We start from the raw sequence: 24,730 nt of genomic DNA, 5'->3' as shown, positions 1-24,730 counted from the left end.
TCGCTTTCGGGCGTAACCAGCGAATTTCTTGTCTGAAATCACGAGTGCGCCAGCACCTGGTCGGCCACGAACGGGTTGGACCGGCGCTCCTCTCCGAAACTGGACATCGGCCCGTGGCCGGGCACGAAGCGCACGTCGTCGCCCAGCGGCCAGAGCTTGCGGGTGATGGAAGCGATCAGGTCGGCATGGTTGCCGCGCGGAAAGTCGGTGCGTCCGATGGAGCCGCGGAACAGCACGTCCCCGACCTGGGCGAAGCGGGCCAGGCGATTGAAGAAGATCACGTGGCCCGGCGTGTGACCCGGGCAGTGGAAGACCTCGAACTCGGTGTTCCCGAGCGTGACCTTGTCGCCGTCGTCCAGCCAGCGGTCGGGGGTGAAGATCCGCGCTTCGGGCAGGCCCCAGCGCGCCCCCATCTCGGCCATCTGCGCGATCCAGAACTGGTCTTCCGGATGGGGACCTTCCACCACCGCGCCGGTGGCTTCCTGCAGTTCGGCGGTCCCGCCGGCGTGATCCAGGTGGCCATGGGTGACCCAGATCTTCTCCACCGTCAGGCCTTGCTGCCGAACCGCATCCAGCAGGCGAGGGACCTCGCCGCCCGGATCGATCACGGCGGCCTTCTTGGTCTCGGCGCACCAGACGATGGTGCAATTTTGCTGAAGGGGCGTGACGGGCACGACCACCGCCCGGATCGGCGGCTGAGAAGACGCGGCGTTCATGGCGCTAAGATCGACCTTTGCGGCGCATAAGAAAAGGCCCGGGGCGGAACCCCGGGCCTTCGCTGTGTCGTAAGCGGGCGCTTAGGCCTGCTTGTTGCCGGGGGTCGGCGCGCCGGGCATCGGCGGCACCGGGACCGGCGGGACCTCGGGATCGTCCTCGTGCACCTCGACGATGCCGCGGCCGACGTGGCTGCGCGAACGGCTGTAGCCGAAGTAGACCGCCAGGCCGATCGCCGCCCAGATCACGAAGAGAATGATGCTCTTATGGTCGAGGCTGAAGAACAGATAGAGGCAGCCTGCGATCGCGATCGGCGCCGTGACGTAGATCAGCGGCGTGCGGAACGGGCGATGCCGGGTCGGGTCCTTGCGACGGATCACCATCACCGCGATCGACACCGCCGCGAAGGCGAACAGGGTGCCGGAGTTGGAGATGTTGGCCAGCTGGCCCACCGGGAAGAAGGCGGCGAAGAGCGCCACAGCCACGCCCGTGATGATGGTGATCACGTGGGGCGTGTTGAACTTCGGGTGGATCTTGGAGAACGCGGCCGGCAGCAGGCCGTCGCGGCTCATCACGAAGAAGATGCGGGTCTGGCCGAACATCATCATCAGGATGACCGAGGGCAGGGCCAGGCCGGCCGCAAGGCCGAGCAGGTTGCCGATCTGAGGCCAGCCGATCTGGCGCAGGGTCCAGGCGAGGGCTTCCTTGGAGCAGACCACCGCGTTGTCGCCGAGGGCGGCGCACTGGGCGGCCAGCTCGCGGCTGCCCGGGTCCAGCGGCTGTCCGCCGGCGCCGAACACCGGCTGGGCGCCCACGGTGCCGATCACGCCTGCCGCGACCAGCAGGTAGAAGATCGTGCAGATGCCAAGCGAGCCGATCAGGCCGATGGGCATGTTCCGCTGCGGATTCTTGGTCTCCTCGGCCGCCGTGGAGACGGCGTCAAAGCCCACGTACGCGAAGAAGATCGACGCCGCGGCCGCCGAGATGCCGCCGAAGCCAAGCGGCGCGAACGGCGAGAACTGCTCGCTGCGCATCACCGGCAGAGCCAGGACGATGAAGAGCGTCAGGGCCGCCACCTTGATGGCCACCAGGATCGCGTTGACCGTGGCGCTCTCCTTGGTGCCGATCACCAGCAGCCAGGTGACCAGGGCCGCGATCGCCATGGCCGGCAGGTTGATCATCCCGCCGTCGAAGGGCCCCAGCACCAGCGCCGAGGGTATGTCGATGTGGAAGGTGTGCTCGATCAGGCCGACCACATAGCCGGACCAGCCCACCGAAACGGCGCCTGCCGCCACGGCGTACTCGAGGATCAGCGCCCAGCCGACCATCCAGGCGATCAACTCGCCCATGACGGCGTAGGAGTAGGTGTAGGCCGAGCCGGAGACCGGCACCATGGAGGCCATTTCGGCGTAGCAGAGCGCGGCCACGGCGCAGACCACGCCGGCGATCACGAACGACAGCATCATGCCTGGGCCGGCCTTCTGGGCCGCCTCGGCCGTCAGAACGAAGATGCCGGTGCCGATAACGGCGCCGATGCCCAGCATGGTGAGCTGGAAGGCACCCAAGGAACGATGAAGCGATTTCTTTTCCGCGGTCGCCAGGATCGCGTCGAGCGGCTTAACACGCCACATATTCCCTCCGAGAGCGGCCCCCCAGGCCGCCGTAAAAAAGTTTCACGGACCGTGGCTTCATTGGGCGTGTTCGGTCAAGCGGCAAGGCTTGGCGGGGCTCGTTGTGCCCGCTAGAGCGCCCCCATGCTGCCCGTCCACGAAGCCCTGCCCGAACTTAAGGCGCAGCTCGCCTCCAAGCCGGCCTGTGTGCTGGTGGCTCCGCCCGGAGCCGGCAAGACCACGGTTGTACCTCTTGAGCTGCTGGCCGAATCCTGGCGCGGCGACGGGAAGATCGTGGTGCTGGAGCCCCGCCGTCTGGCGGCTCGCGCCGCCGCCGAACGCATGGCCGCCACCTTGGGCGAGCCGGTGGGCCAGACCGTGGGCTTTCGGGTGCGCATGCAGTCCCGCGTCTCGGCCGCCACGCGAATCGAGGTGGTCACCGAGGGCGTCTTTACCCGCATGATCCTGGACGATCCGGAGCTGCCCGGCGTTGCTTGCGTGATCTTCGACGAGTTCCACGAGCGCAGCCTGGACGCCGACCTCGGCCTGGCGCTCGCCAGGGACGCCCAAGGCGTTCTGCGCGAGGACCTGCGCCTCCTGGTCATGTCCGCGACCCTGGACGGCGCCGCCGTCGCGCGCCTGCTGGGCGATGCGCCGGTGGTGGAGAGCCAGGGACGCACCTTTCCGGTGGAAACCCGCTATCTCGGCCGCGACGATCGCGTGCGCTTGGAAGACCAGGTCGTCCGCGCCGTCGAAAAGGCTCTGGCGGAGGAGACGGGCTCCGTCCTCGTGTTCCTGCCGGGCCAAGGCGAAATCGCTCGCACGGCCGAGCGCCTGGCCGAGCGGTTGCGGCGAGCGGACGTGGACATCGCCCCTCTCTACGGTGCGCTGGATCCGAGGGACCAGGACCGCGCCATCAGCCCCGCGCCCGCCGGCCGGCGCAAGGTGGTTCTGGCTACCTCCATCGCCGAGACCAGCCTGACCATCCAGGGCGTCCGGGTGGTGATCGACTGCGGCTTGGCGCGCGTGCCCCGCTTCGATCCCGCCAGCGGCCTGACCCGGCTGACGACCGTGCGCGTCTCGCGCGCCGCCGCCGACCAGCGCCGCGGCCGCGCCGGCCGGGTCGAGCCCGGCGTCTGCTACCGGCTCTGGGACGAGGCCGAGACCCGCGCCTTGCCGGCTTACGGCGACCCGGAGATCCTCGACGCCGACCTCTCAGGCCTGGCTTTGGACCTCGCTCGGTGGGGCGCGCCGGACGCGGCGGGCTTGGCGTTTCTAGATCCGCCGCCCGCCGCCGCGTTCAGCGAGGCGCGTAGCCTGCTGACCCGCCTGGAAGCGACCACGGAGGAGGGCGTGCTCACGCCGCACGGCAAGGCGCTGTCCGAGGCGCCGCTGCCGCCGCGGCTCGGCCACATGTTGCTGAAAGCGGCGCAGACGGGGCAGGCGGAGCGCGCGGCGCGCATCGCCGCCCTGCTGAGCGAGCGAGGTCTGGGCGGCCGCGACGCCGATCTGCGCCACCGGCTGGAGGGTCTTGAGCGTGATCGCTCGCCCAGAGGCCGCGACGCCCGCGCCCTGGCCTCCCGCTGGGCCAAGCTGGCTGGCCGGGAAGGGACGGGCGAGCCGCTCTCTGACGGTCTCTTGCTGGCCTTCGCCTATCCCGAACGCATCGCCCGGGCCCGCGGCCCGCAAGGCGAGTTTCAGCTGGCGGGCGGGCGGGGCGCCTACCTCGAACCCACCGACGCCCTGGCCCGCGAGACCTGGCTGGCCGTCGCCGAACTCGGCGGCGGCGAGCGCCGCGACCGTATCCTTCTCGCCGCTCCGCTGGACGAGGCCGATCTGCTCGCCGCCTTCTCCGCCCAGTTCGAGACCGAGGACCGCCTGGAGGAAAGCGGCGGGGGCCGCCTTCGCGCCAAGCGCCTGACCCGCCTTGGCCGCCTCGTGGTGCGCGAGCAGGTGGACGACAATCCAGATCCCGCCCTTATCGCCGCCGCCCTGGCTGAGCGCGTCCGGCGCGAAGGGGTCCGCGTTCTTCCTTGGGGCGAGGCGGCGACCTCCCTGCGTGAGCGGGTCGCCTTCCTGCGCCGCTTCGACGACACCTGGCCCGACCTTGGGGACGCCGCCTTGCTGCAGTCCCTGGACGACTGGCTGACGCCTCTGCTGGCGGGCGTTCGCTCGCTGTCAGCCCTGAAGGCCGATGTTCTCGACGGCGCGCTGCGCACCCTGATCCCCTGGGAGCTGCAGCGCCAGATCGAGGCGCAGGCGCCTGCCCGCTGGACCGCGCCTACCGGCAACAGCTTCGCCATCGACTACGCCGCGGAGGGCGGCCCGCGGGTCGATGTCCGCGTCCAGGAGGTGTTCGGTCTGTCAGAGCATCCGGCCGTCGCGAACGGCCGCGCCCCGCTCACCCTGTCGTTGCTGTCCCCCGCGCACCGGCCGATTCAGACGACCAAGGACCTGCCGGGCTTCTGGAAGGGGTCGTGGAAGGATGTCCGCTCGGATATGCGCGGCCGTTATCCCAAGCACGTCTGGCCGGAAGATCCCGCGACCGCCGCGCCGACGGCGAGAGCCAAGCCGCGAGGGACCTAGAGCGCCGCGGCGTAGATCATGATCCCCGTGGCCACGGACAGGTTCAGGCTGTCGGCCCGTCCGCGCATGGGGATCTTCACGTTGACGTCGCACAGGGCCGCCATGTCCGGCGTCAGCCCGGACTGCTCGTTGCCCATCAGCACCAGCGCCGGCTTCCGATACTCGGCCGTGCGGTGGTCCTTGTCGGCCGAGAGCAGGGTGCCCACCACCGATCCCGGCCAGCCCGCACGCCAGGCCGCGAACTCCGCCTCGCTGGCCTGTACCAGCGGCACGGCGAAGATCGACCCCATGGTCGCCCGCACCGCTTCCACGGAATAGGGATCGCAGCACTCGCCCACCAGGATCACCCCGCCGCAGCCGGCCGCGTCGGCGGTGCGCACGATGGTCCCGAGGTTGCCCGGGTCGCGCACCCGATGCAGCGCCACCCAACAGGGCGCAATGTCCGGCTGGATCTCGGCCAGGGCGGTGAACCGCTGCTGGAAGACGCCGACCACCGCCTGTGGATTATCCCGTCGCGAGACCTTGGCCAGGATGTCGTGGGTGACCTCGATCACCTCGCCGCGCGCGCCTTGCGTGGCCTTGATCGCCTTTTGCAGCACCGGGTGGTCGGCGCCGTCCCGGCCGTACATCAGGATGCGCGGGGCGTGTCCGGTCTCGATGCCCTCGGTGACGTTCTTCAGCCCTTCGGCGACGAACAGGCCGGTCTCCTCGCGCTCCTTGCGCAGATGCAGGGCGCGGACAGCCTTGACCGTCGGGTTGCTCAGCGAGGTGACGGTGCGCGCGTTCACGACGCCCACCGGCCATAGAAGCTCATGCCGATCTCGCGTTCGCCGCTGTCTTCGGCCAGCGCCAGCTCGCCCCATTCGATGGTCCCGCCGCGTCCCTTGAGGGTCTCCGACAGCAGGCCGGCCAGCGCCGCGCCGCTGATCCGCTCGGCATAGGCGTTGAGGATCAGGAAGGAGGCGTTTTCCGAAAGAAGTTCGCCACATAGTCCGGCGAGTTCAGGCAGGTCTTCGAACAGGCGCCACACCTCGCCGCCTGGTCCGCGGCCGTACTTTGGCGGGTCCAGGATGATCCCGTCGTACTTCGATCCGCGCCGCACCTCGCGCTGGACGTACTTGCGAGCGTCCTCGGTGATCCAGCGGATCGGCCGGTCGGCCAGGCCGGACAGCTCGGCGTTTTCCCGCGCCCAGGCCACGGCCTTCTTGGAAGCGTCCACGTGGGTGACCGCGGCTCCAGCCGCCGCCATGGCCAGGCTCGCGACGCCGGTGTAGCCGAACAGGTTCAGCACCTTGGGCTGGCCGCCATGCGCCCGGATGCGCTCGGTAAGCCAGCTCCAGTTGGCCGCCTGCTCGGGGAAGAAGGCCAGGTGCCGGAAAGCCGTAAACCGCCCCTGGAACGTCACCTCGCCCCAGGAGAGCGGCCAGGTCTCGCGCGGCTTGCCGCGGAAGCGCCAGCGGCCGCTGTCCTCATCGTCGCCGGCCGCCGGGTCGAAAACCGCGTCGGCCTCGTCCCACACCTTTTGCGGCAGGCGCGGCGCCCACAGGCACTGCGGCTCCGGTCGCACGACCGTGAAGGGGCCGTAGCGTTCCAGCTTGCGGCCGCCGCCGCTGTCCAGCAGGGCGTAATCCTTCCAGGCCCGGGTGCGCATCACGCCGGGCGCGTCGGCCACGGCGGGCTTCTTGGCGCTCATGGCGCGGGGCTTACGCGTAACAGACGGGCCACGTCCAGCCCCGCCGGCGAACCCTTTTGCGATCAACAACTTGCAAGCAGCTGCGAATTCCGGCTCTGGTGCCGCTAGAATAACAACGAGAGGTCGTAGTGACTTCCGCAGGCACGGGAACGAAAGCCGGGGTGCGCCGCTCGGCGCGCAAGGCGAAGGGCGACGGCCACCTGCGCCGGGCCGAGATCCTTCATGCCGCAGAGCGCATCTTCATCGCCGAGGGCTACGAAGGCGCCACCATCCGGCGGATCGCCGACGAGGTGGGGGTGTCCTCCACCGCCCTCTACATGCACTTCCCGGACAAGCACGCGATCCTGCTGGAGATCTGCAACCAAGCTCTTCGCGAGATGCTGGAGCAGAACCGGGAACTGGCGGCCAAGCCGGTCGAGGCGGTGGCCCGGCTGCGCCTGATGCTGGAAGCCTACATGCGCTGGGGCTTCGCTCATCCGAACGCCTACCAGCTTGTCTATAGCGCCCCTCGTCCGCTATCGGCTGGCGCCTGGCCCGAGGACACGGTCGACCTGAGCACCCAATGCTACGAGAGCTTCGCAGGGGTGGTCCGCGAGATCGCCGCCGCCGGGCGCCTGCGCACCGGCACGGCCGATTCGGCGGCCCAGACCTTCTGGATGTCCTGCCACGGCGTCGTGGCCCTGCTGATCACGCGCCAGGGCTTCCCTTGGGCCGACCGGGAGGCGCTGATGTGCGTCACCCTCGACGCCCTCATGCACGGCCTGCTCGCCGACTGAGCGTCCTTGTGGCGCTCCTCGCGCTGGCCGTCTCCTCCGCTGCTCACGCCGCGCCGCGGGTGATGTCCCTCGACTCCTGCGCCGATCAGTTCGTCCTGGGCCTCAGCCCCCGCGAGGCCATCGTTGGACTGTCCAGCCGAGCCGACGACGCCGACTCGCGCCTGCGCCACCTCGCTCGCGGCTTGCCCATGCGACGGCTGGATCTGGAGAGCGCCCTGGCCGCTCGCCCGCAGGTCGTCATCCGCTACTGGGGCGGCGATCCGCGGCTGGTGCGAGCCTTGGAACAGCGGGGCGTGCGCGTGGTCACGATCGATGACGCCAGCGACTTCGAAGGCGTCCGGCGCAACATTCACAAGGCGGCCCATGGCCTCGGGCAGGATGCCAAGGGCGAAGCGCTGGTCCGGCAGATGGATGCGCGCCTAGCCCGGTCCGCCGGGGCCTGGCGCGGCGTTCGCGCCCTCTACCTCACCCCCGGCAATCTGACCGCCGGCTCCGGCACACTGGTCGACGCCATCCTGCGCGCCGCCGGTATGACCAACGCCGAGACGCGGCCGGGCTTTCAGGTGCTCTCGCTGGAAGGCCTTGCGATGGATCCGCCCGAGCGCGTGGTGCTGGGCTTCTTCGATACCTTCCAGCTCTCCGGCAGTTCGTGGGGGGAGGGGCGCCACCGCATCGTCCAGAACATCGTCCGAAAGCGCGCCGCCGCCAGCCTGCCGGGCGCGCTCCTCGGCTGTCCGGACTGGGGCGCGGCCGAAGCTGTCGAGCTCCTGGCCCGGAGCGCCCCGCGGTGAAGGACCTGCGCCTCAATCTGCTGCTGGCGGTGGTGCTGCTGATCCTGTGCGCGGCCGGTCTCCTGCTGGGCGAAGTCCAGCTGACCGGCGCCCAGTTCGCCCAGGCCCTGGCCGATCCCGCCTCCGGACCGGGCGTCGTGCTCTGGGAAGTGCGGGCCCCGCGCAGCGCCGCCGCCGTGGTGGTGGGTGCAGCGCTGGGTTTGGCCGGCGCGGTCATGCAAGGCCTGCTGCGCAATCCCCTGGCCGACCCGGGGGTCCTTGGCGTCTCCGGGGGCGCAGGCCTCGGCGCAGCGCTCGCCATCTCCGCCGGTCTTGCGGGCCTCGCCGGCGCGGTGGAAGCCGCCGCCTTGGCCGCCGCGCTGCTGGTCGGCCTGATGCTCACGGCGCTCGCCGCCCGCTTCCGCGAACCGGAGACCCTGATCCTCTTTGGCGTGGCTCTGTCCGCCTTCGCCGGCGCCCTGACCTCGCTGGTGTTCAACTTCTCGCCCTCGCCGGTCACCCTGGCGGAGGTCTTCTCCTGGCTGCTCGGCTCGGTGGCCAACCGCGACTGGGGCGACATCGGCCGGGGGCTCATCCCGATGACCATCGGCGCAGGGCTCTGCGTCTATGCGGCGCGAGGCTTGTTGATGCTGACCCTCGGTGACGAAGCGGCGGCGCTTTCCGGCCTGCCCATGGCGCGCCTGCGCGCTGCGGCGGTGGCCGGCGCCTCCCTGTTGACCGGCGCGGCGGTGGCGGTGGCTGGCATCGTCGGCTTTGTCGGTCTGGCGGCGCCCCACCTAGTGCGCGCCGGCGCCGGCGCGGATCCAGGCCGCGTGCTGGCGCCTTCCGCCCTAGCCGGCGCGGGTCTCCTAGTCCTGTCGGACCTTGCCGCCCGCCTGATCCCCACGGACCAGGAGCTGAAGCTCGGCGTGGTCACCGCCCTGTTCGGCGCGCCCTTGTTCGCCCTGATCGCCTGGCGCGCGGCGCGGAGCTGGCGCGGATGACCCCGGCCCTCGAACTTGCACAGGTGCAGGTCGGCCGCGACGGCCGCCCCGTTCTGCAGGATGTCTCGCTCCAGGCCCAAGCCGGCGAGGTGGTCGGCGTGGTCGGTGCGAACGGCGCCGGCAAGACCACCCTGTTGCGCGCAGCCCTCGGACTCGTCCGGCTGGACGGCGGCCACGCGCGCCTTGCGGGCGCCGATGTCCACAGCCTGTCGGAACTCCAGCGCGCCGCCCGCGCGGCTTATCTGCCGCAGGAGCGTCACCTCGGTTGGAACCTGCCGGCATGGCGCATCGCCAGCCTTGGCGCCCATCACCGCCCGCCGGCCGAGGCTCGCGCCCGCGCGTTCGAAGCCCTGGCCCGCGTCGGGCTCGAAGGTCTCGAACCGCGCGGAGTTCTGGAGATGAGCGGCGGCGAACGGGCGAGGGTGCTGCTGGCGCGCCTGCTGGTCGCCCAGGCGCCGCTTCTGATCGCCGACGAGCCGGCCGCCGGTCTCGACCCGGACGCTCAGCTTCTGGCGCTGGACCTTCTGCGCGAGGAGGCGACCCGTGGCGCAGCGGTTGTCCTCACCCTGCATGACCTCGGCCTCGCCGCCCGCGCCTGCGACCGCATCCTCGTCCTGCACCAGGGCCGCGTTCTCGCGGACGCCCCACCGCGGGACGCGCTCAGCCGCAAGGCTCTCGCGGCCGCCTTCAACCTCGACGGCGAACTGCAGCACACGGCTGCGGGCCCGGTCCTGGTCGCCACGCGCCGCAGCCGGTAGCTGCGCCCGGACTCGTCAGCTCGCCGTTTCGCTGGCCGCCGCCACGGTCGAGGCGGGGGGCGGATAGCCATAGGCGCCGCGCTGCAGGTCGCTGGACAGCGTGATCGGGGCCGAGCCGCCGTTCAGCTTGGCCCGGTAGACCTGCATCCCCTCCATCACGCGCATCACGTAGTTCCGGGTCTCCGAGAACGGGATGCACTCGATGAAGTCGATCGGGTCGCTGTTCCCCCCGCGGGGGTCGCCGCAGAAGCTGGACCACTGCACAGGGCGGCCGGGACCGGCGTTGTAGCCGGCGATCGCCATCACGTACGAGCCGGAGAACTGGCTCACCAGCTGCCCCAGGAAGCTTGAGCCGAGCCGCATGTTGTATTCCGGCTGGTCCAGCATGCTGGGCGAGTAGTCCACACCGATCTTGCGGGCGACGATCTGCGCCGTGGCCGGCATCAGCTGCATCATCCCGCGCGCGCCGACGCCTGAGCGGACCAGCGGATCAAAGCCGCTTTCCTGGCGGGTGATACCCAGCACCAGGGCCGGCTCCGGCCCGTTCGCCACCTGCGGCGGCGTGCGCAGCGGATAAGCGCGCTGGGGCAGGATGAAGCCGCGCTGGGCCGCCGCGCGGGCGACCTTCATGGAAAGATCCTGATTGCCGTAGCCCCGCGCCATGTCCACCAACAGCGCCTGGTCGGCCGCCGTGGGCACGATGTCGTCCAGCGCCAGCACGAAGACGTTGAACAGGTTCTTCTGCCCCACATCGTACAGCAGGCGCGCGGCCTGAACCGTGTCGCGGCCCTCGAACCGGGTGCGATCCGCCTGGGTCAGCACAGGGTCGGACCCCAGCACCAGGCGCTGGCCCAGCTTCTCACCGGCCAGCTGGCCATAGAAGGTGGTGTGGTGCTTGGCGGCGCTCTTGTAGTGCGCCTCTGCGGTGGCCTGGTCGCCCCGCGCCGCGGCCGTGCGGCCCAGCCAGTAGTAGGCCCGGGCCTTGGTGATCGGCGACTGGCCGATGCGCTCCAGCGCCTGGAAGTGGCGCGCCGCCCGCTCGGGATCCTTCAGCTTCGAAAGCGCTATCCAGCCAGCGTAGAACTCGGAATCGGCGGCGTCGGAGCCGCTGGTCAGGCCCGCATCCGCCGCCGCATAGGCCGCGCGCGCATCGCCGGCCCGCAGAGATGCGAGCACCAGCTGGTAGCGCTCGTCCCACACCTTCTCGGCGCCGTCGGAGCTCGTCACGTCCTTCGGGAAGTTGACCGCCAGGCCCGCCGCCATGGTGGTCAGGCCCTTCTTGCGCAGATAGGCCGCGCGCTCGAACGCGACGCCCGGGCTGTTGGACACCGAGGCGGGCAGGGCCGCCACCAGGTCGTTGGCGTTGGCCGCGCCGCTGCGCAGGGCGATCCGCGCAAAAGCGGCCTGCTGCTGGTCGGCCGGCAGCAAGGTGATCACGTCGCGCGCCGCTGGGCCCTGCGCGCCGTACAGCAGGGTGTCGGCCCGACGGATGTGATCCTCGGCCGTCAGCAGGTCGCCGAAGCGGGTCAGCATGGTGCGCTGGACATCGGCTTCGAAGCTCTTGTCGCGCCACCAGGTACGGATCAGCTTCTTGGCGTTGTCGATCTCGCCGAGCGCCCGATAGGCGTCGGCCTTGGCCATCGCGCCCTGCGCCGTCGCCGGATCGCGATCGCCGAACCAGTCGAGGATCTGCCGCGGGGTCTTGCCCGAGGTCAGCACCAGCTTCTCGGCCACCGCCGTTCGGCGCGAGGCGCGCGGCCAGTCGGTCAGCTCGCGACGGGCGCGATCCACCTCGAAGAAGCCCAGCGATTCGCCGGCCGCATCCACCAGGGCCCAGTTGGCCGTCTTGCGCGCCACCGGATCATTCAGCAGGGCGATGGCGTTACGGGCGCCGGTGACGTCCCCACGACGCGCGGCTTCCAGCGCGGTGCGGAAGGTCGTCAGGTCGCTCTCCGACAGGGGCCGGCGCACCGTCTGGTGGTCGGCCGCCGGCGGCGGCGTGCTCGCGGCAGGCGCGAGCAGTTCGCCGATCGGGTCGGCGGGCTGGGCATGCGCGGCCACGCTGGCCAGCACGACAGCTGCGGAAATCAGGAAAGCTTTGCGGGCCATGACTGTTACGAACGCCCCCGGGAGTCTCGCCACGTACATAGGGAGATTGCGGGTGTTACCCACGCCCCATATTGTCGCGGCCAATCTGAACGCCGAACAACAGAGAAGCGGCCGGTTCACGGCCTTGTGCACATATGTCCGAGATTATGTTTAAGGGCGTCTTTCCGGCGCTCGTGACCCCGTTCCGCAACGGACAGGTCGACGAGGAGGCTTTCGTGGCCCTTGTCGAGCGCCAGATCGCGGGCGGCGTTCACGGCCTGGTGCCCGTCGGCACCACCGGCGAGACCGCCACCCTCAGCCACGAGGAACACCGCCGGGTCGTCGAGCTTTGCGTCCAGACCGCGGCTGGCCGCGTGCCGGTGATCGCCGGGGCCGGCTCCAACTCCACCGACGAGGCGATCGAGCTCGTCCGCCACGCCAAGGAAATCGGCGCCGACGCCGCCTTGGTGGTCACGCCCTACTACAACCGCCCCAGCCAGGAAGGCCTCTACGCCCACTACGCCGCCATCAACGAGGCGGTGCAGCTGCCGGTGCTGGTCTACAACGTGCCGGGCCGCACGGGCATCGACATCTCCAACGAAGTCCTGGCGCGTCTTTCGAAGCTGCCGAACATCATCGGGATCAAGGACGCGACGGGCGACCTGGTCCGCGCCAGCTTCCAGCGCCTGATGTGCGGTCCGGAGTGGGTGATGCTTTCGGGCGATGATCCCAGCGGCCTGGGCTACATCGCCCACGGCGGCCATGGCTGCATCTCGGTCACCGCCAATGTGGCGCCGGACCAGTGCGCCGCCTTCTACAACGCCCTGCTGGCCGGCGACTTCCCCGCCGCCCTTCAGCTGCAGGACACCCTGGTTCGGCTGCACCGGGCGCTGTTCACCGACGCCTCGCCGTCCCCGACCAAGTACGCCCTGGCCCATCTTGGCCTGTGCGCCGAGGACGTGCGCCTGCCCATCGTCCCCGCCTCCGAGGCCTCGCGCGTCGAAGTTCTGGCGGCCATGCGGGACGCCGGTGTGATCTGATGTCGAACAAGCTGATCGCCGAGAACCGGCGGGCGCGGTTCGACTATTTCCTTGAGGACTTCATCGAGGCCGGTCTCGCCCTGACCGGCTCGGAGGTGAAGTCGTTGCGGAACGGCCGGGCCAACATCGCCGAAAGCTATGCGGCCGTGGAAGGCGACGAGATCGTGCTGATCAACGCCGACATCCCGCCCTATCCGCAGGCCGGCAAGTTCTTCAACCACGAGCCTCGCCGCCCGCGGAAGCTCCTCCTGCACCGCAAGCAGATCGACAAGCTGATCGGCGCGGTTCAGCGGGAAGGGCGCACGATCATCCCGGTGAAGCTCTTCTGGAACGAGAAGGGCCTCGCCAAGCTCGAGATCGCCTTGGCCAAGGGCAAGAAGATCCACGACAAGCGCGAAACCGCCGCCGAGCGGGACTGGCAGCGGGACAAGGCTCGGCTGTTGCGCGACAAGGGGTGATGCGCCTCGACGTGGACGTCGAAGGTGTGGAGCGGGCCACCGTCTCGGGCGTGGCCCCTTCCGAAGTCGTCGAGATCGACGGCTGGCTGGTTCCGCTCGACGCCGGCGCCATCGGCCGCGCCAAGAGCGCCGTGCCGCTCCGTCACGACCTAGGCGCCGCCGCACTCGACGAGATCGAGGCCGCCTATCGCTCGCGTGGCCTGGAGCCCGCCTTCCGCATCGCCGACCTTCCTGGTCTGGCCGACCTGCGCGCGGCGCTCGCCCGCCGCGGCTACGCGCCCACCAAGCCCACGGTCGTGAAGATCGGAAACCTCGATCGGCTAGCCGCCTTGTCGCGCGGCGCCGCCGAGGTGCTGGATCGACCTGACGCGGGCTGGGCGTCCGTGTTCACCGGCGAAGGCTTCGATCCCGCCGACGGCGCCAGCCGCGTGTCCAGTCTCAGCCGCTCGCCCGGCGCACTCTATGGCTGCGTTCGAGAGGGCAGCCGCACTGTCGCTGTGGGTGTCGCCAGCCTGGAAGACGCCTGGACCGGCCTGCACGGCCTTCGCACGGCCGTGGCGCATCGTGGTCGCGGACACGCCGCAGCGGTCATGTCCGCCCTCGCCAGCGCCGCGCGAGACCGCGCGGCCCAAAGCATCTTCCTGCAGGTCGAAGCCGCCAATCCGGCCCGAAACCTCTACCGCCGCGCCGGCTTCGAGTTCGCCTGGCTCTACGAGTACTGGGTCCGGACCTGATTTAGGGGCGTGGGGACGCGTCGGCTTCCGTGACGTTCCGGACTTTGCCGTCTTCCATGCCGACGATCAGGGTGCGGTAACGGTCCGTCCCGTCATCGTTTCTCCCTGGATCTAAGCGCATCCTGATGTTCAGGCCGAGGCTGTCTCGGTAGCACCGCACCTGCCAATCATCCAGGTAGCCACCCACCCGAGTAAGCGCCGCGTTTATGCGCGCCAGGTCTTCCGTGGTCGCTGGCGAGCCGTCCTCCGAAAGCGCGTTCACGGAGAGCTTGGTTCGGAACTCAAGCAGCGTGACCTCCAGCTTGTGCCCGTTGCACATGAAGGTGGAGCGGTGCGTGACGGAACTCGCCGGACCCTCATGGTACAAGGGAACAGGCGGGACCGGGGGCGGCGGAGGTTCGAAGAACACGGCGGCTCTCCTTTCTTGGCGCGTCTAGCCGACCAGCTCGCGCGCCCGCTCGAACACCGCCCGGAACATCTCCGGCGTCAGGCGGCCGGTGTTCGTGTTGAGCCGCGAGCAGTGATAGCTGTTCAGCACCACATAGGGTCCGGCCTGAAACTCCGACCCGTGGCCGGCGATCCCGGCCGATGCCTTGAGGCCCAACGCCCGCAGGATGTTGCGCCGGGACACGTCGCCCAGCGTCACGATCACCTTCAGCCGGGGCAGGGCGGCCAGCCTGGCCTGCAGGAACGGCCGACAGTTGGCCTCTTCCACCGTCTCCGGCTTGTTGCCGGGCGGGGCGCAGCGCACCGCATTGGTGATCATGCAGTCGACCAGCCGCAGGTCATCCTCGCCGTTCGGATCGTAGAAGCCGGTGGCGAAACCAGTGGCGATCAGCGTCTCGTAGAGCAGGATGCCCGCATGGTCGCCGGTGAACGGCCGGCCGGTGCGGTTCGCGCCCGTGCGTCCCGGCGCAAGGCCGGCCACCAGGAGCCTTGCCTCGTCATCTCCGAATGAAGGGGCCGGGCCGTTGAACCAAGTCGGATTGGCGGCCGCATTGGCGGCGCGATAGGCCACCAGCCGCGGGCAGATCGGGCAGTCGCGCGGCGGGTCCGGGCTGACGGCCGGCGGGGCGGCGACATCAAGCATCGGCGGCCTCGTCGGCTTCGTCGTTGGGCAGGGTGGCGCGGGTTTCCTGGATGTAGCGCGGCAGGCGCGCGGGCCGGCCGATGATGTCGGCCAGGTCGTTCAGGTCCACGAAGTTGTCCGCCTGCCGGCGCAGCTCGTCTGACGCCATGGCCGGCTGGGTCTTGACGGTGGACACCACCGTCACCCGCGCGCCCTTGCGCTGCACCGCCTCCACGGCCCGCCGGAAGTCGCCGTCGCCGCTGAACAGCACCAGGTGGTCGCAGGCTTCCGCCATCTCCATCATGTCGACGGCGATCTCGACGTCCATGTCGCCGCGCCAGCGCTTGCGGCCTTGGCTGTCGACGTATTCGCGCGCCGACTTCGTCACCAGTCGGTAGCCGTTGTAGTCCAGCCAGTCGACGAGCGGCCGGATGGGCGAATACTCCTCGTTCTCCACCAGGGCCGTGTAGTAGTACGCCCGCACGAGCACGCCGCGCTTCTTGAACTCGTCCAGCAGCTTCCGGTAGTCGATGTCGAAGCCCAGGCCCTTGGCGGCCGAGTAGAGGTTGGCGCCGTCGATAAAGAGCGCCAGCCGGTCCGTGGGGTAAAAGGTCATCCGCTTGAAAATCCTGGACGCCGAAGAGCTGGACCAGGCTGTGGTCATCGCCCTCGGCAGCAATATCGCCGGCGGGTTCGCCTCTTCTGAGGCCCTCCTTGAGGCGGCCCTCGAGCGCTTTCCGCCGGCCGGTTTGAAATTAAGGGCCCGGTCGTCCTGGTGGCGGTCGGCCGCCTGGCCTGACCCGGCCGGGCCTGAGTATCGCAACGGAATCGCCCTTGTCGAGGCGGACCAGGGGCCGCAGGCCGTGCTGCGGAGCCTCCTGGCGATCGAGGCGGAACTTGGCCGTGAACGGAGCGTCCGCAACGCCGCCCGCACGCTAGATCTCGACCTGATCGCCCACGGCCGCACTGTGCTGGATGCGCCCGGCCTCACCCTGCCGCATCCCCGTGCGCACCAGCGCCGGTTCGTCATGGGCCCGCTGGCGCAGGTCGCGCCGGGGTGGCGCCATCCCGTGCTGAACCGCACCGCCGAAGAGCTCGCCGCCGCGGCGTCCGTCGGCCGCGACGCTGAGCCTGTCTGATGGAGGAGGCGTCCAGCCGGATCGTCTTCCTTGTCGCCCTTGGCGCGGCCTCGCTGATGGGCCTGGCGGTGACGCGCTGGGGCCGGCGCGGCGCGCTGGTCGGCTATCTGGTCGGCCTGGTCGTCTGCCTGCTCGCCTGGACGACGGCCGTGTTCTTCAGCACCCGCCTGTCCGGCTCCGCCCCTGACGCGCTCGGCCCGGCCCTGGGACGCAGCCTCGCCGCAGTGGTCGTCCTCAGCGGGCTCTGGCTTGTGGTCGCGTCCTGCGGTGTGGTGGCCGGCGCGCTCGCCCGGCTGGTGGTGCGCCGCAGGCGCGCCCGCCGCCATAGCCCGCCGATACGCTCGCCAGAGCCGCAGCCCCGCCGCAGCCGGGGCCCGGGCCCCCGTCGCCGCTGACGGCAAGGCCATTGAGCCCGGCGCCAAAGGCTGGGAAGCTGCGCCTCAAGAACAGGGCAAGGGAGGGCGAAGGATGAGCGCCATGACGCGACTGTGGGCTGCGGGCGCCTTGGCGGGCTTGCTGGCCGGCTCCGCCCAGGCCGATCCACTGGCGCTGCTCGATCGCAACGGCGCGTTCGTCTCCGTCGAGCCCTACGGACCGAACATCGTCCGGGTCACCATCAGCGACCAGAAGGACCTGGCCCTGGCGAGCCCCGGCCCCGGTTTCCTGGGCGCCAGCGCAGCCGCGGGCTGGACGCACCAGGCCGGCGCCTCTGGCGACGTGTTCCGCTCAGGCGCCCTTTCAGTGGAAGTCTCGCCCCAGCCCCGCCGCGGCCCGCCGAGCCAGATGGAGCGCTACTTCGCCTCCGCCCTGCCGCCGGTGTCGGTCACCTTCCGGCGAGGCGACGGTGAAGTGCTGACCCGCATGAACGGCTGGGATCTCGCGCCCCACACCGTCAACGGCGAAAAGACCTTCAAGGCCGGCGCCAGCTTCAGCGTTGCCCCGAACGAGCACTTCTACGGCCTGGGTCAGAACCAGGAAGGCATCCTCGACCACCGCGGCCGGACCATCGACTGCCGGCACAACTACGACGCCCCTGCGGGCGAGACCGTCTGCGTGCCCTTCCTGGTGACCAATCGCGGCTATGGCGTGCTTTGGGACAACCCGTCCCAGACCACCATCTCGGCGGCGGTGAACGGCTCCACTCGTTGGACCTCGAACGTGGGCGAGCGGGTCTCCTTCTTCGTGATCGCCGGCGCCACCTCGGACGAGATCTACGCCGGCTACCGCAAGCTGACGGGCGTCACGCCCCTGCCGCCCAAGGCCGCCTTCGGCCTGATCCAGAGCCGGGCCCGCTACGAGAACCAGCAACAGGTGCTCGACGTGGCCGAAGGCTACCGCAGCCGCGGCTACCCCCTCGATGTGATGGTGGTGGACTGGTTCCACTGGACCCGCATGGGCCAGATGGACATCAACCCGGTGGACTGGCCCGACCCGGCCGGCATGAACCGCCAGCTGCACGCCAACGGCCTGCACAGCATCATCAGCGTCTGGCCGCGGTATGAGCCGGAAGGCCGCTACTTCAACTATCTCGCTTCCAAGGGCTGGTTCCTGAAGGACGCCGACGGCAAGCCGGTGGATGGCCTGCCGGTGCGCAACGATCGCGCCGGCGCGCTGCTCGACACTACCAACCCTGAGGCCCGCGCCTGGTTCTGGGAAAAGATCCGCGACAACATTGCGTCCCAGGGCTTCGACTGGTTCTGGCTGGACGAGACCGAACCGGACCTGGTGCCCTCCGGCTACTTCTACAGCGTCGGCTCGGGCGACCGGTTCTACAACCTCTATCCCCTGGTCCATCCGCAAAGCGTGGCTGAAGGCTCGCGCCGCGACCGGCCGAACTTCCGCAACCTGATCCTGGCCCGCGCCGCCTACACCGGCGCCCAGCGCCACGGCTCGCTGTTCTGGTCCTCGGACATTCAGTCCACTTGGGAAGCCCTTCGCCGGCAGGTGCCCACCGGCCTCAACTTCACCGCCTCGGGCTTCGCCTACTGGGGCAACGACATCGGCGGCTGGCAAAGCCTGCCCGCCGAACACAAGGCCGAGCGTCCGCTGCTGGTCGACCCGTCCGACGCCCGCGAGTCGGTCGGCGGCTACGAGGACTATCCCGAGCTGTTCGTCCGCTGGTTCCAGTACGGGACTTTCACGCCCACCCTGCGCATCCACGGCCTGCGCAAGCACTCGGAGGTTTGGTCCTACGGCAAGGACGCCGAGGCCCATCTCGCGCGCTTCCTGAAGCTCCGCTACGAGCTGATCCCCTACCTCTATTCCCTCGGCAAGCAGACCTACGACACCGGCGCGCCCTTCATGCGCGCGCTTTGGATGGACTTCCCCAACGATCCGACGGTGGCGAACATCGGCGACGCCTACATGCTGGGCCCGGCCTTTCTGGTGGCGCCGGTGACGGAGCAGGGGGTCACCAGCCGCAAGGTCTATCTGCCCGCCGGAACCGACTGGTACGACTTCTGGACCGGGACCAAGGCGGCCGGCGGCCAGTGGATCGACGCCGCCGCGCCCATCGACCGGATTCCGGTCTTCGTACGCGCCGGCTCGATCCTGCCGATCGGCGCGCCCGTGCCCAACACCATGACCCCGCAGAAGATCGCGGCGATCCGCGTCTACCCGGGCCGGAACGCCCGGTTCGCGCTCTACGACGATGACGGCGTGACCAACGACTACGAGAAGGGCCGTGGCCGCACCGCCGTCCTGTCCTGGGACGACGCCGCCGGCCGGCTCAGCGTGTCCGGCGACAAGGCGCTCGCCGGCGATCCCGCCCGGCTGCTTCAGGTCGTCGGCAGGTAGTCCGCGCCCCAAGCGCAACCAGAGGACGTCGCCGCGCGCTTCCATTTCAGGAGGCCGCGGCGATGGCGGTGAGACCAGCAAAGACGACGGCCCGCGCGCTTGACGGGCGGCTGGCCGGCGCTCCGCCCGGATGGGTGAACCGCTTCGGCGGCAAGCTCGTGCTCGTCCTGCTCGATAACAAATACACCCCCTCCATCAAGAAGGGCCGCAGCCTCTGGGGACTGCACGACCCGCTGACCTATCGGCCGAGCGACGCCGAGCACACCATCACCGTGCCCAAAGGTTTCGTCACCGACCTGGCTTCGATCCCACGCTGGGCCTGGACGCTGGTGCCGCCGGACGGGCCCTGGGTGAAAGGCGCCGTGATCCACGACTTCCTCTACGCCACCCGCGGGACCGGAGCCTGGAAGCGCCAGCCGGCCGGCAACACACGCGAGGCGCCCTACACCCGCGCGGAAGCCGACTGGATCTTGCGCGACGCGCTGGAGAACCGTGGCGTCGACGTCCTGCGCCGCAACGTCATCTGGCTCGCCGTGCGCCTCGGCGGCGGCCGCGGCTGGGGCCACGACGACAGCCGTCAGCCTCGACAGAAACCCGCCGCCGGGCGAGCCTGAGCACCGTCCTGTTGATCAGCTTTCGGGCGACTGCAGCCCGCGCAGGTCGAAGCTGTCGACGAACGCCGCCAACGCCACGGCGCTCGGCCCGCACTGGGCGTCCACGCAGCGCCGACTGAACCTGACGAAGCTTGCGCCGCGGCCATAGGCGACCGTGGCCGCGCCGTAGCTGCGGTGCGCCGGATCGCGCGGATCATCCCAGCGGATGCCGCATTGCGTCGCGGTCAGGCCGGCCTGCATCGGGTTCGGACTTGTGAAGGCCGGCACGCACTGGCTTCGGTCCACCTGCGCCAGGCTCTGGTTGATCTGGCTGGCGATGCGGGTGAGCGCCTGGGGATCCTTCTTGCGGAGCTGCGGCGCGTTCACCTCCAGCGAGATCTCCACCTGCGTCAGGTCGGCTGATGGCGTGCAGTCGTATTCCGCCATCAGCCCCCGGGCGAAGCTGTCCGGCCGGCCCGACTTGTCCGTGAGCGGTGCAACGAAGCTGAGGCGGCAGCCCTTGTGGACGCGAGGCAGGCGGACGCCGCTTCGCGGGTGGAAGACGGCGTCCGGCTCTTCCAGGATCTGGGTCTCGCTGGACCCCTTGCCGGCGACCACCGCCTTGCCGCCTTCCGGCAAGCTGAAGGTGGGCGCGGTCACCAGCGCTCCACCGGGGCCCTGCACGGTCGGAAAGGGCGCCGGCTTGGGCTGCGACGACGCGGCAAGCATCAGCATCAGGGCGAGGGCGGCAGGCATCACATCAACTCGGGGCAGGGGAGGCAGCCCGGTCCATGACAGGCTTTTTGAGCGCCCGCTCGACGACACAACGCCGCAAACGGAAGGCGCCTCAAGCGTTTGCGGCGTTGCACAAAGAGGGCCGAACCTCTATTTTCCCCGGTTCTATCTCCCGTCCGAGGACTCCATGGCTCGCGTCACCGTCGAAGATTGCATCGAAAAAGTCCCCAACCGCTTCGGCCTCGTGCTGCTGGCGGCGCATCGCGCTCGCGCGATTTCGGCGGGCTCCGCGCTCCTCGTCGACCGTGACAACGACAAGAACCCCGTCGTCTCCCTGCGCGAAATCGCCGACGACGTGGTGGATCCGGAAGAACTGCGCGAGAACCTGATCGGCACCCTGCAGCGCGTCGACGAGCGCTCGGAAGCCGAGGAAGAGGCCGAGACCCTGGCCCTGCTGGCCGACCCGACTCACATGCAGATGAGCGAGCTCGAGCTGGTTCGCGCGCTGCAAAGCGACCGCGATGGCGGTCAGGAGGAGCGGTACTGAGCCCGGAAGGCGCAGAACCCCTCACGATCCCGGCGCCGTCCGAACCCGTCGCCGCCCCGCAGGACGCCTCGAATCCGGCGGCCCCCGAGACCTCGGGGGCGCAGCCGCCTCCAGCCCCTTCGCCGCCCGTTTCCGCCCAAAGCGCAGCGGCGGTGAAGCGGCCGCGCTTCCTGCGCCAGTTCGAACTCATCGACAAAGTCCGGTCGTACGATCCGACCGCGGACGAGGCGTTGCTGAACCGCGCCTACGTCTACGCCATGCGCATGCACGGGGCCCAGAAGCGGGCCTCCGGCGACCCATACTTCGCCCACCCCATCGAGGTGGCGGGCATCCTCACCGACTACCGCCTCGACACGGCCACCATCGTCACCGCGCTGCTGCATGACGTCATCGAGGACACGCCGGTCAGCCGCGCCGACATCGACGAGCTGTTCGGCCCCGAGATCGGCGAACTCGTCGAGGGCGTCACCAAGCTCTCCAAACTCGAGCTTTCCTCCGAGCACCTCCGCCAGGCCGAAAACCTGCGTAAGTTCATCCTGGCGATCTCCAAGGATGTGCGGGTGCTGATGGTCAAGCTGGCCGACCGCCTGCACAACATGCGGACGCTCCACTTCATCAAGAGCCCCGCCAAGCGCGAGCGCATCGCCCGCGAAACTCTCGACATCTACGCGCCGCTGGCCCGCAACATCGGCATGCAGCGCATCTGCGCCGAGCTGGAGGAGATCGCTTTCGAGCATCTCAATCCGGTCGCCCGCGACGCCATCATTCGCAGGCTGGAAGTGCTGCGCGAGAAGCAAGGTCCGGCGGTCAGCCTCGTCTCCAGTGAAGTCGCCAACCGGCTGGACGCCTCCGGCATTCCGGCCCGCGTCTTCGGGCGTGAGAAGCATCCCTTCTCGATCTGGCGCAAGCTCCAGCGCAAGTCGATCGGCTTTTCCCAACTGTCCGACATCTACGCCTTCCGGGTGATCGTCGACAGCGACGACGACTGCTACCGCGCCCTGGGCGTGGTCCACCGCGCCTGGCCCAGCGTGCCTGAACGGTTCAAGGACTTCATCTCCACGCCCAAGCGGAACAACTACCGCTCGCTGCACACCACGGTGGTGGGGCCGAAAGGCATGCGGATCGAGATGCAGATCCGCACCGAATACATGGACCGGGTGGCCGAGGAGGGCGTCGCCGCCCACTGGCGCTACAAGAACGAGTCCTACGGCTTCGACGCCGAACACCAGAAGGAAGCCGGCGGCCGCGATCCGCTGGTCAATCTGCGCCACCTCGTCCAGGTGCTGGAGCACGGCGGCGATGTCGAAGAGCTGGTCGAGCACGCCAAGCTCGAGATGTACCTGGACCAGGTGTTCGTCTTCACGCCCAAGGGCCAGCTGGTCAGCTTGCCCCGGGGCGGCATGCCGCTCGACTTCGCCTACGCCCTGCACACCGACATCGGCGACACCTGCATCGGGGTGAAGATCAACGGCGAGCTGAAGCCGCTGCGCACGCCCCTGCAGAACGGCGACGTGGTGGAGGTCATCCGTGGCGGCAAGCCGGTGGTGCCGCCCGACTGGCGCTCGCTCACCGTCACCGGCCGCGCCCGGTCGGCCATTCGCCGGCACATCCGCCAGACGGAGAAGGAAGAGTTCACTCGCCTGGGCCGCGCCGCCATCGACCAGATCTTTGCGGCGGCCGAGAAGTCCCGCAAGGACGTCTCCCTTCGGCCGGCCCTGGATCGGTTCGCCACGCCCGGCGAGGACGACCTCTACGAAGCCGTCGGCCGTGGTCGCGTCTCGCCCGCCCAGGTGCTGGACGCCATCTTCCCGGGCCTCAAGGCGGTGGAGCGTGATGTCGCCGCTCGCCATCGGATCGAAGGCGGGGAGGGCGCCCGCCTCTATGTGCGCGGCAGCGGCCTGACGCCGGGCGTGTCCATCCACTTCGGCCAGTGCTGCTCGCCGGTGCCGGGCGACCGCATCGTCGGCATCCTGGAAAGCGACGGCCGCGGCCTGACGGTCCACACCATCGACTGCGAGCGGCTCGAGGCCTTCGAGGAGAACGAGGAGCTCTGGCGCGACCTGCAGTGGACGCCGGACGCTGAACGCAACTCCATCGCCCGCGCCAGGCTTCGCGCCACCATTCGCAATGCGGTGGGCGTCCTGGGACAGGTCTGCACCATCATCGGCGAGGCGGGCGGCAACATCGTCGGCCTTCGCATGCACCACCGGCAAAGCGACTTCTTCGACGTCGACTTCGACGTGGACGTCAACGACGCCCGCCACCTGACCCACATCGCGGCGGCTTTGCGAGCCAACCCCAGCGTCGAGACGGTTGACCGGGCCAAGGCCTGAGCGGTGGTCAGCCGGGCCGCAGCGGCCCCAAATCCTGCAACTCGAGCAACTCGTCGACCACAACCAGCCCGGGCCACAGGCCCATGTGGCCGTAGCCCTGAAGCGGCGGGCGGTTCATGTCCTCCGCGCTCCGGCCAATCAGCACCACGCGATAGGCGTGCTCCTCTTTGGGCGGCGCGCCTTTCCAGGCGATCAGTGGCTCCTCGTGGCGGAACCAGACGCGAGCCTCGCCCCGTGCGTCGGCGAGAGAGGTTGCGCCCTCATAGAAGGCCGATCCTTCAAAGGTGTTCAGCCAAACGCCTTCCATCCGGCGCGGCGGTGCAAGCCGCCGGCATCGCCGGTCGCCGATAAACTCGACGCCGCCATCTGGCGTAGGCTGGAAGCACGAGCGCCCATCTGGGGTCTGTGGATCCAGAAGCAGTTGCAGCAACAAAAGGCTGAGCATGACCGGCTCCGTCAGCGTCTGATCCCATCAAGCCCCGGCTACAGCATGATCCTAGCCGCACTAGCCGCAGAACAACGTTCATCGAGCGAGAATCGGCGCCTGATCAGCTTTTAAGCAGATGCGTATTCCGCATGCAGTTGCCCACGTCGGCTTCTGTGCGTCCACGTCAAATTGACTGAGCCGTGTGCAGTGGGCCTGAAATCATCTGCATTGAATTCATGCAATCCAGCGCCTTCATCTGCTTAAGTGCGGAAAAGAACGAAGTGCCGAATTCTGCATCGAAAAGCTGGCGGAACCAGCAGCGTGCGCCTATACTTTCCTCAAGCATCGGTTTCCCGTCGATCGCGCGTACATTTGATTTGACGGGACCGGGTCAAGCATTCGGCGCCGCAGCAAGGCGCCCAAACTTAGGGAAGCACGCCATGAAGATCCTCGGTCTCATCGCCGCCGCCGCCGTCATCGCCGCCCCCGCCGCGGCGTTCGCAGACGAGCCGGTCGTCACCACCAGCATCGCCGTCAGCAAGGCCGGCCTGGACCTGTCCAGCGAGCGCGACGCCGCCCGTCTGCTGGTCCGGCTCGACCGCGCGGCCCTCAGCGCCTGCGGCGCCTCGACCTTCAGCGTCCGTGAAGTGCAGGCCGCCACCCGCGGCTCCGAGTGCTACCAGCAGAGCATGGATCAGGCCGTGGCCAGCCTGAACTCGCCGACCGTGAACGCCGTCTATCGTGAGCGTGCGCCCATGCGCATGGCTTCCAACTAACCACTGCCGCCAGCGGGAGCGCGGCCATCAGAAGCCGCGCCCCGCTTCCGCGCCCATCGCAAGTCCCAGCGCCAGCCCATCGGC

Annotated in this window: 25 protein-coding genes; 15 read left to right on the top strand and 10 right to left on the bottom strand. The window is 69.4% G+C overall.

Annotation, left to right across the window (positions count from 1 at the left end):
- Positions 1 to 38: 38 nt before the first annotated feature.
- Positions 39 to 716, bottom strand: a complete 678-nt coding sequence (locus DJ018_RS17595) for an MBL fold metallo-hydrolase (RefSeq protein WP_111516282.1) — start codon at positions 714 to 716, stop codon at positions 39 to 41.
- Between the two features lie 81 nt (positions 717 to 797).
- Entirely contained in the window at positions 798 to 2,345 is a 1,548-nt protein-coding gene (locus DJ018_RS17590) for an amino acid permease (protein ID WP_111516281.1), read from the bottom strand.
- A 123-nt stretch (positions 2,346 to 2,468) separates the two neighbouring features.
- Here DJ018_RS17590 and hrpB point away from each other — a divergent pair, with 123 nt between their 5' ends.
- Positions 2,469 to 4,910 (top strand): ATP-dependent helicase HrpB, encoded by a 2,442-nt coding sequence (gene hrpB / locus DJ018_RS17585; protein ID WP_111516280.1) that lies wholly within the window; start codon positions 2,469 to 2,471, stop codon positions 4,908 to 4,910.
- On the opposite strand, the gene DJ018_RS17580 is transcribed toward hrpB, so the two are convergent.
- Both DJ018_RS17580 and DJ018_RS17575 read right to left on the bottom strand, forming a co-directional pair.
- Entirely contained in the window at positions 4,907 to 5,698 is a 792-nt protein-coding gene (locus tag DJ018_RS17580; protein ID WP_111516409.1) for a TrmH family RNA methyltransferase, read from the bottom strand. The genes hrpB and DJ018_RS17580 overlap by 4 nt on opposite strands.
- Positions 5,695 to 6,603, bottom strand: coding sequence for a class I SAM-dependent methyltransferase (locus DJ018_RS17575; RefSeq protein WP_111516279.1), 909 nt, complete (start codon positions 6,601 to 6,603; stop codon positions 5,695 to 5,697). Before DJ018_RS17575 ends, DJ018_RS17580 begins: the two co-directional genes overlap by 4 nt.
- A gap of 161 nt (positions 6,604 to 6,764) precedes the next feature.
- Here DJ018_RS17575 and DJ018_RS17570 point away from each other — a divergent pair, with 161 nt between their 5' ends.
- Genes DJ018_RS17570 through DJ018_RS17555 form a run of 4 tightly spaced genes read left to right on the top strand, consistent with a single transcriptional unit; the run spans position 6,765 to position 9,911 of the window.
- Positions 6,765 to 7,379, top strand: a complete 615-nt coding sequence (locus tag DJ018_RS17570; RefSeq protein ID WP_111516278.1) for a TetR/AcrR family transcriptional regulator — start codon at positions 6,765 to 6,767, stop codon at positions 7,377 to 7,379.
- An 8-nt stretch (positions 7,380 to 7,387) separates the two neighbouring features.
- A complete protein-coding gene (locus DJ018_RS17565; RefSeq protein WP_240609600.1) occupies positions 7,388 to 8,170 on the top strand; it encodes an ABC transporter substrate-binding protein in 783 nt (260 codons plus the stop codon).
- A complete protein-coding gene (locus DJ018_RS17560) occupies positions 8,167 to 9,153 on the top strand; it encodes a FecCD family ABC transporter permease (protein ID WP_111516277.1) in 987 nt (328 codons plus the stop codon). Before DJ018_RS17565 ends, DJ018_RS17560 begins: the two co-directional genes overlap by 4 nt.
- The gene (locus DJ018_RS17555) at positions 9,150 to 9,911 is read left to right on the top strand and encodes an ABC transporter ATP-binding protein (protein WP_111516276.1); all 762 of its coding nucleotides are present in this window, start codon (positions 9,150 to 9,152) and stop codon (positions 9,909 to 9,911) included. Before DJ018_RS17560 ends, DJ018_RS17555 begins: the two co-directional genes overlap by 4 nt.
- 15 nt (positions 9,912 to 9,926) lie before the next feature.
- Here DJ018_RS17555 and DJ018_RS17550 read toward each other — a convergent pair whose 3' ends face one another.
- Positions 9,927 to 12,020, bottom strand: coding sequence for a transglycosylase SLT domain-containing protein (locus DJ018_RS17550; protein WP_111516275.1), 2,094 nt, complete (start codon positions 12,018 to 12,020; stop codon positions 9,927 to 9,929).
- Between the two features lie 134 nt (positions 12,021 to 12,154).
- Here DJ018_RS17550 and dapA point away from each other — a divergent pair, with 134 nt between their 5' ends.
- Genes dapA through DJ018_RS17535 form a run of 3 tightly spaced genes read left to right on the top strand, consistent with a single transcriptional unit; the run spans position 12,155 to position 14,231 of the window.
- Positions 12,155 to 13,039 (top strand): 4-hydroxy-tetrahydrodipicolinate synthase, encoded by an 885-nt coding sequence (dapA, locus tag DJ018_RS17545; RefSeq protein ID WP_111516274.1) that lies wholly within the window; start codon positions 12,155 to 12,157, stop codon positions 13,037 to 13,039.
- Positions 13,039 to 13,497: an SsrA-binding protein SmpB gene (gene smpB, locus DJ018_RS17540; RefSeq protein WP_111516273.1), complete on the top strand. Its 459-nt coding sequence runs from the start codon at positions 13,039 to 13,041 to the stop codon at positions 13,495 to 13,497. Before dapA ends, smpB begins: the two co-directional genes overlap by 1 nt.
- Complete coding sequence (locus DJ018_RS17535) at positions 13,497 to 14,231, top strand: GNAT family N-acetyltransferase (RefSeq protein WP_111516272.1); 735 nt, start codon at positions 13,497 to 13,499, stop codon at positions 14,229 to 14,231. Before smpB ends, DJ018_RS17535 begins: the two co-directional genes overlap by 1 nt.
- Position 14,232: 1 nt before the next feature.
- On the opposite strand, the gene DJ018_RS17530 is transcribed toward DJ018_RS17535, so the two are convergent.
- The 3 genes from DJ018_RS17530 to DJ018_RS17520 are packed head-to-tail and all read right to left on the bottom strand — an operon-like array spanning position 14,233 to position 15,916.
- Positions 14,233 to 14,640, bottom strand: coding sequence for a hypothetical protein (locus tag DJ018_RS17530; RefSeq protein WP_133254326.1), 408 nt, complete (start codon positions 14,638 to 14,640; stop codon positions 14,233 to 14,235).
- Positions 14,641 to 14,664: 24 nt separating this feature from the next.
- The gene (locus DJ018_RS17525; protein WP_111516270.1) at positions 14,665 to 15,321 is read right to left on the bottom strand and encodes a uracil-DNA glycosylase; all 657 of its coding nucleotides are present in this window, start codon (positions 15,319 to 15,321) and stop codon (positions 14,665 to 14,667) included.
- A complete protein-coding gene (locus tag DJ018_RS17520) occupies positions 15,314 to 15,916 on the bottom strand; it encodes a LabA-like NYN domain-containing protein (RefSeq protein ID WP_111516269.1) in 603 nt (200 codons plus the stop codon). Before DJ018_RS17520 ends, DJ018_RS17525 begins: the two co-directional genes overlap by 8 nt.
- A 4-nt stretch (positions 15,917 to 15,920) precedes the next feature.
- On the opposite strand from DJ018_RS17520, the gene folK reads away from it, so the two are divergent.
- The 4 genes from folK (at position 15,921) to DJ018_RS17500 (ending at position 19,849) form a co-directional block, all read left to right on the top strand.
- Positions 15,921 to 16,439 (top strand): 2-amino-4-hydroxy-6-hydroxymethyldihydropteridine diphosphokinase, encoded by a 519-nt coding sequence (gene folK, locus DJ018_RS17515; RefSeq protein ID WP_240609599.1) that lies wholly within the window; start codon positions 15,921 to 15,923, stop codon positions 16,437 to 16,439.
- Complete coding sequence (locus DJ018_RS17510) at positions 16,439 to 16,834, top strand: hypothetical protein (RefSeq protein WP_111516268.1); 396 nt, start codon at positions 16,439 to 16,441, stop codon at positions 16,832 to 16,834. Before folK ends, DJ018_RS17510 begins: the two co-directional genes overlap by 1 nt.
- A gap of 82 nt (positions 16,835 to 16,916) precedes the next feature.
- Positions 16,917 to 19,235, top strand: coding sequence for a glycoside hydrolase family 31 protein (locus DJ018_RS17505; protein ID WP_111516406.1), 2,319 nt, complete (start codon positions 16,917 to 16,919; stop codon positions 19,233 to 19,235).
- 62 nt (positions 19,236 to 19,297) lie between these two features.
- The gene (locus tag DJ018_RS17500) at positions 19,298 to 19,849 is read left to right on the top strand and encodes a DUF1353 domain-containing protein (protein ID WP_111516267.1); all 552 of its coding nucleotides are present in this window, start codon (positions 19,298 to 19,300) and stop codon (positions 19,847 to 19,849) included.
- Positions 19,850 to 19,864: 15 nt separating this feature from the next.
- Here DJ018_RS17500 and DJ018_RS17495 read toward each other — a convergent pair whose 3' ends face one another.
- Positions 19,865 to 20,584, bottom strand: coding sequence for a hypothetical protein (locus tag DJ018_RS17495; protein WP_111516266.1), 720 nt, complete (start codon positions 20,582 to 20,584; stop codon positions 19,865 to 19,867).
- A gap of 166 nt (positions 20,585 to 20,750) precedes the next feature.
- Between DJ018_RS17495 and rpoZ the strand changes: the two genes are divergently transcribed.
- Both rpoZ and DJ018_RS17485 read left to right on the top strand, forming a co-directional pair.
- Complete coding sequence (gene rpoZ, locus DJ018_RS17490; protein ID WP_111516265.1) at positions 20,751 to 21,110, top strand: DNA-directed RNA polymerase subunit omega; 360 nt, start codon at positions 20,751 to 20,753, stop codon at positions 21,108 to 21,110.
- 152 nt (positions 21,111 to 21,262) lie between these two features.
- Positions 21,263 to 23,443 carry a RelA/SpoT family protein gene (locus DJ018_RS17485; RefSeq protein ID WP_111516264.1) on the top strand — a complete coding sequence of 727 codons (2,181 nt, stop codon included), beginning with the start codon at positions 21,263 to 21,265 and terminating at the stop codon, positions 23,441 to 23,443.
- Between the two features lie 7 nt (positions 23,444 to 23,450).
- Here DJ018_RS17485 and DJ018_RS17480 read toward each other — a convergent pair whose 3' ends face one another.
- Positions 23,451 to 23,888, bottom strand: coding sequence for a hypothetical protein (locus tag DJ018_RS17480; RefSeq protein ID WP_133254325.1), 438 nt, complete (start codon positions 23,886 to 23,888; stop codon positions 23,451 to 23,453).
- 422 nt (positions 23,889 to 24,310) lie between these two features.
- Here DJ018_RS17480 and DJ018_RS19275 point away from each other — a divergent pair, with 422 nt between their 5' ends.
- Positions 24,311 to 24,646, top strand: a complete 336-nt coding sequence (locus tag DJ018_RS19275; RefSeq protein ID WP_165842964.1) for a UrcA family protein — start codon at positions 24,311 to 24,313, stop codon at positions 24,644 to 24,646.
- Positions 24,647 to 24,730: the final 84 nt, after the last annotated feature.

Origin of the sequence: Phenylobacterium deserti (assembly GCF_003254705.1) — a bacterium.
Lineage (GTDB): Bacteria > Pseudomonadota > Alphaproteobacteria > Caulobacterales > Caulobacteraceae > Phenylobacterium > Phenylobacterium deserti.
The sequence above is the reverse complement of the archived record's forward strand: the minus strand, read 5'-3'. Positions and strand labels throughout refer to the sequence as shown.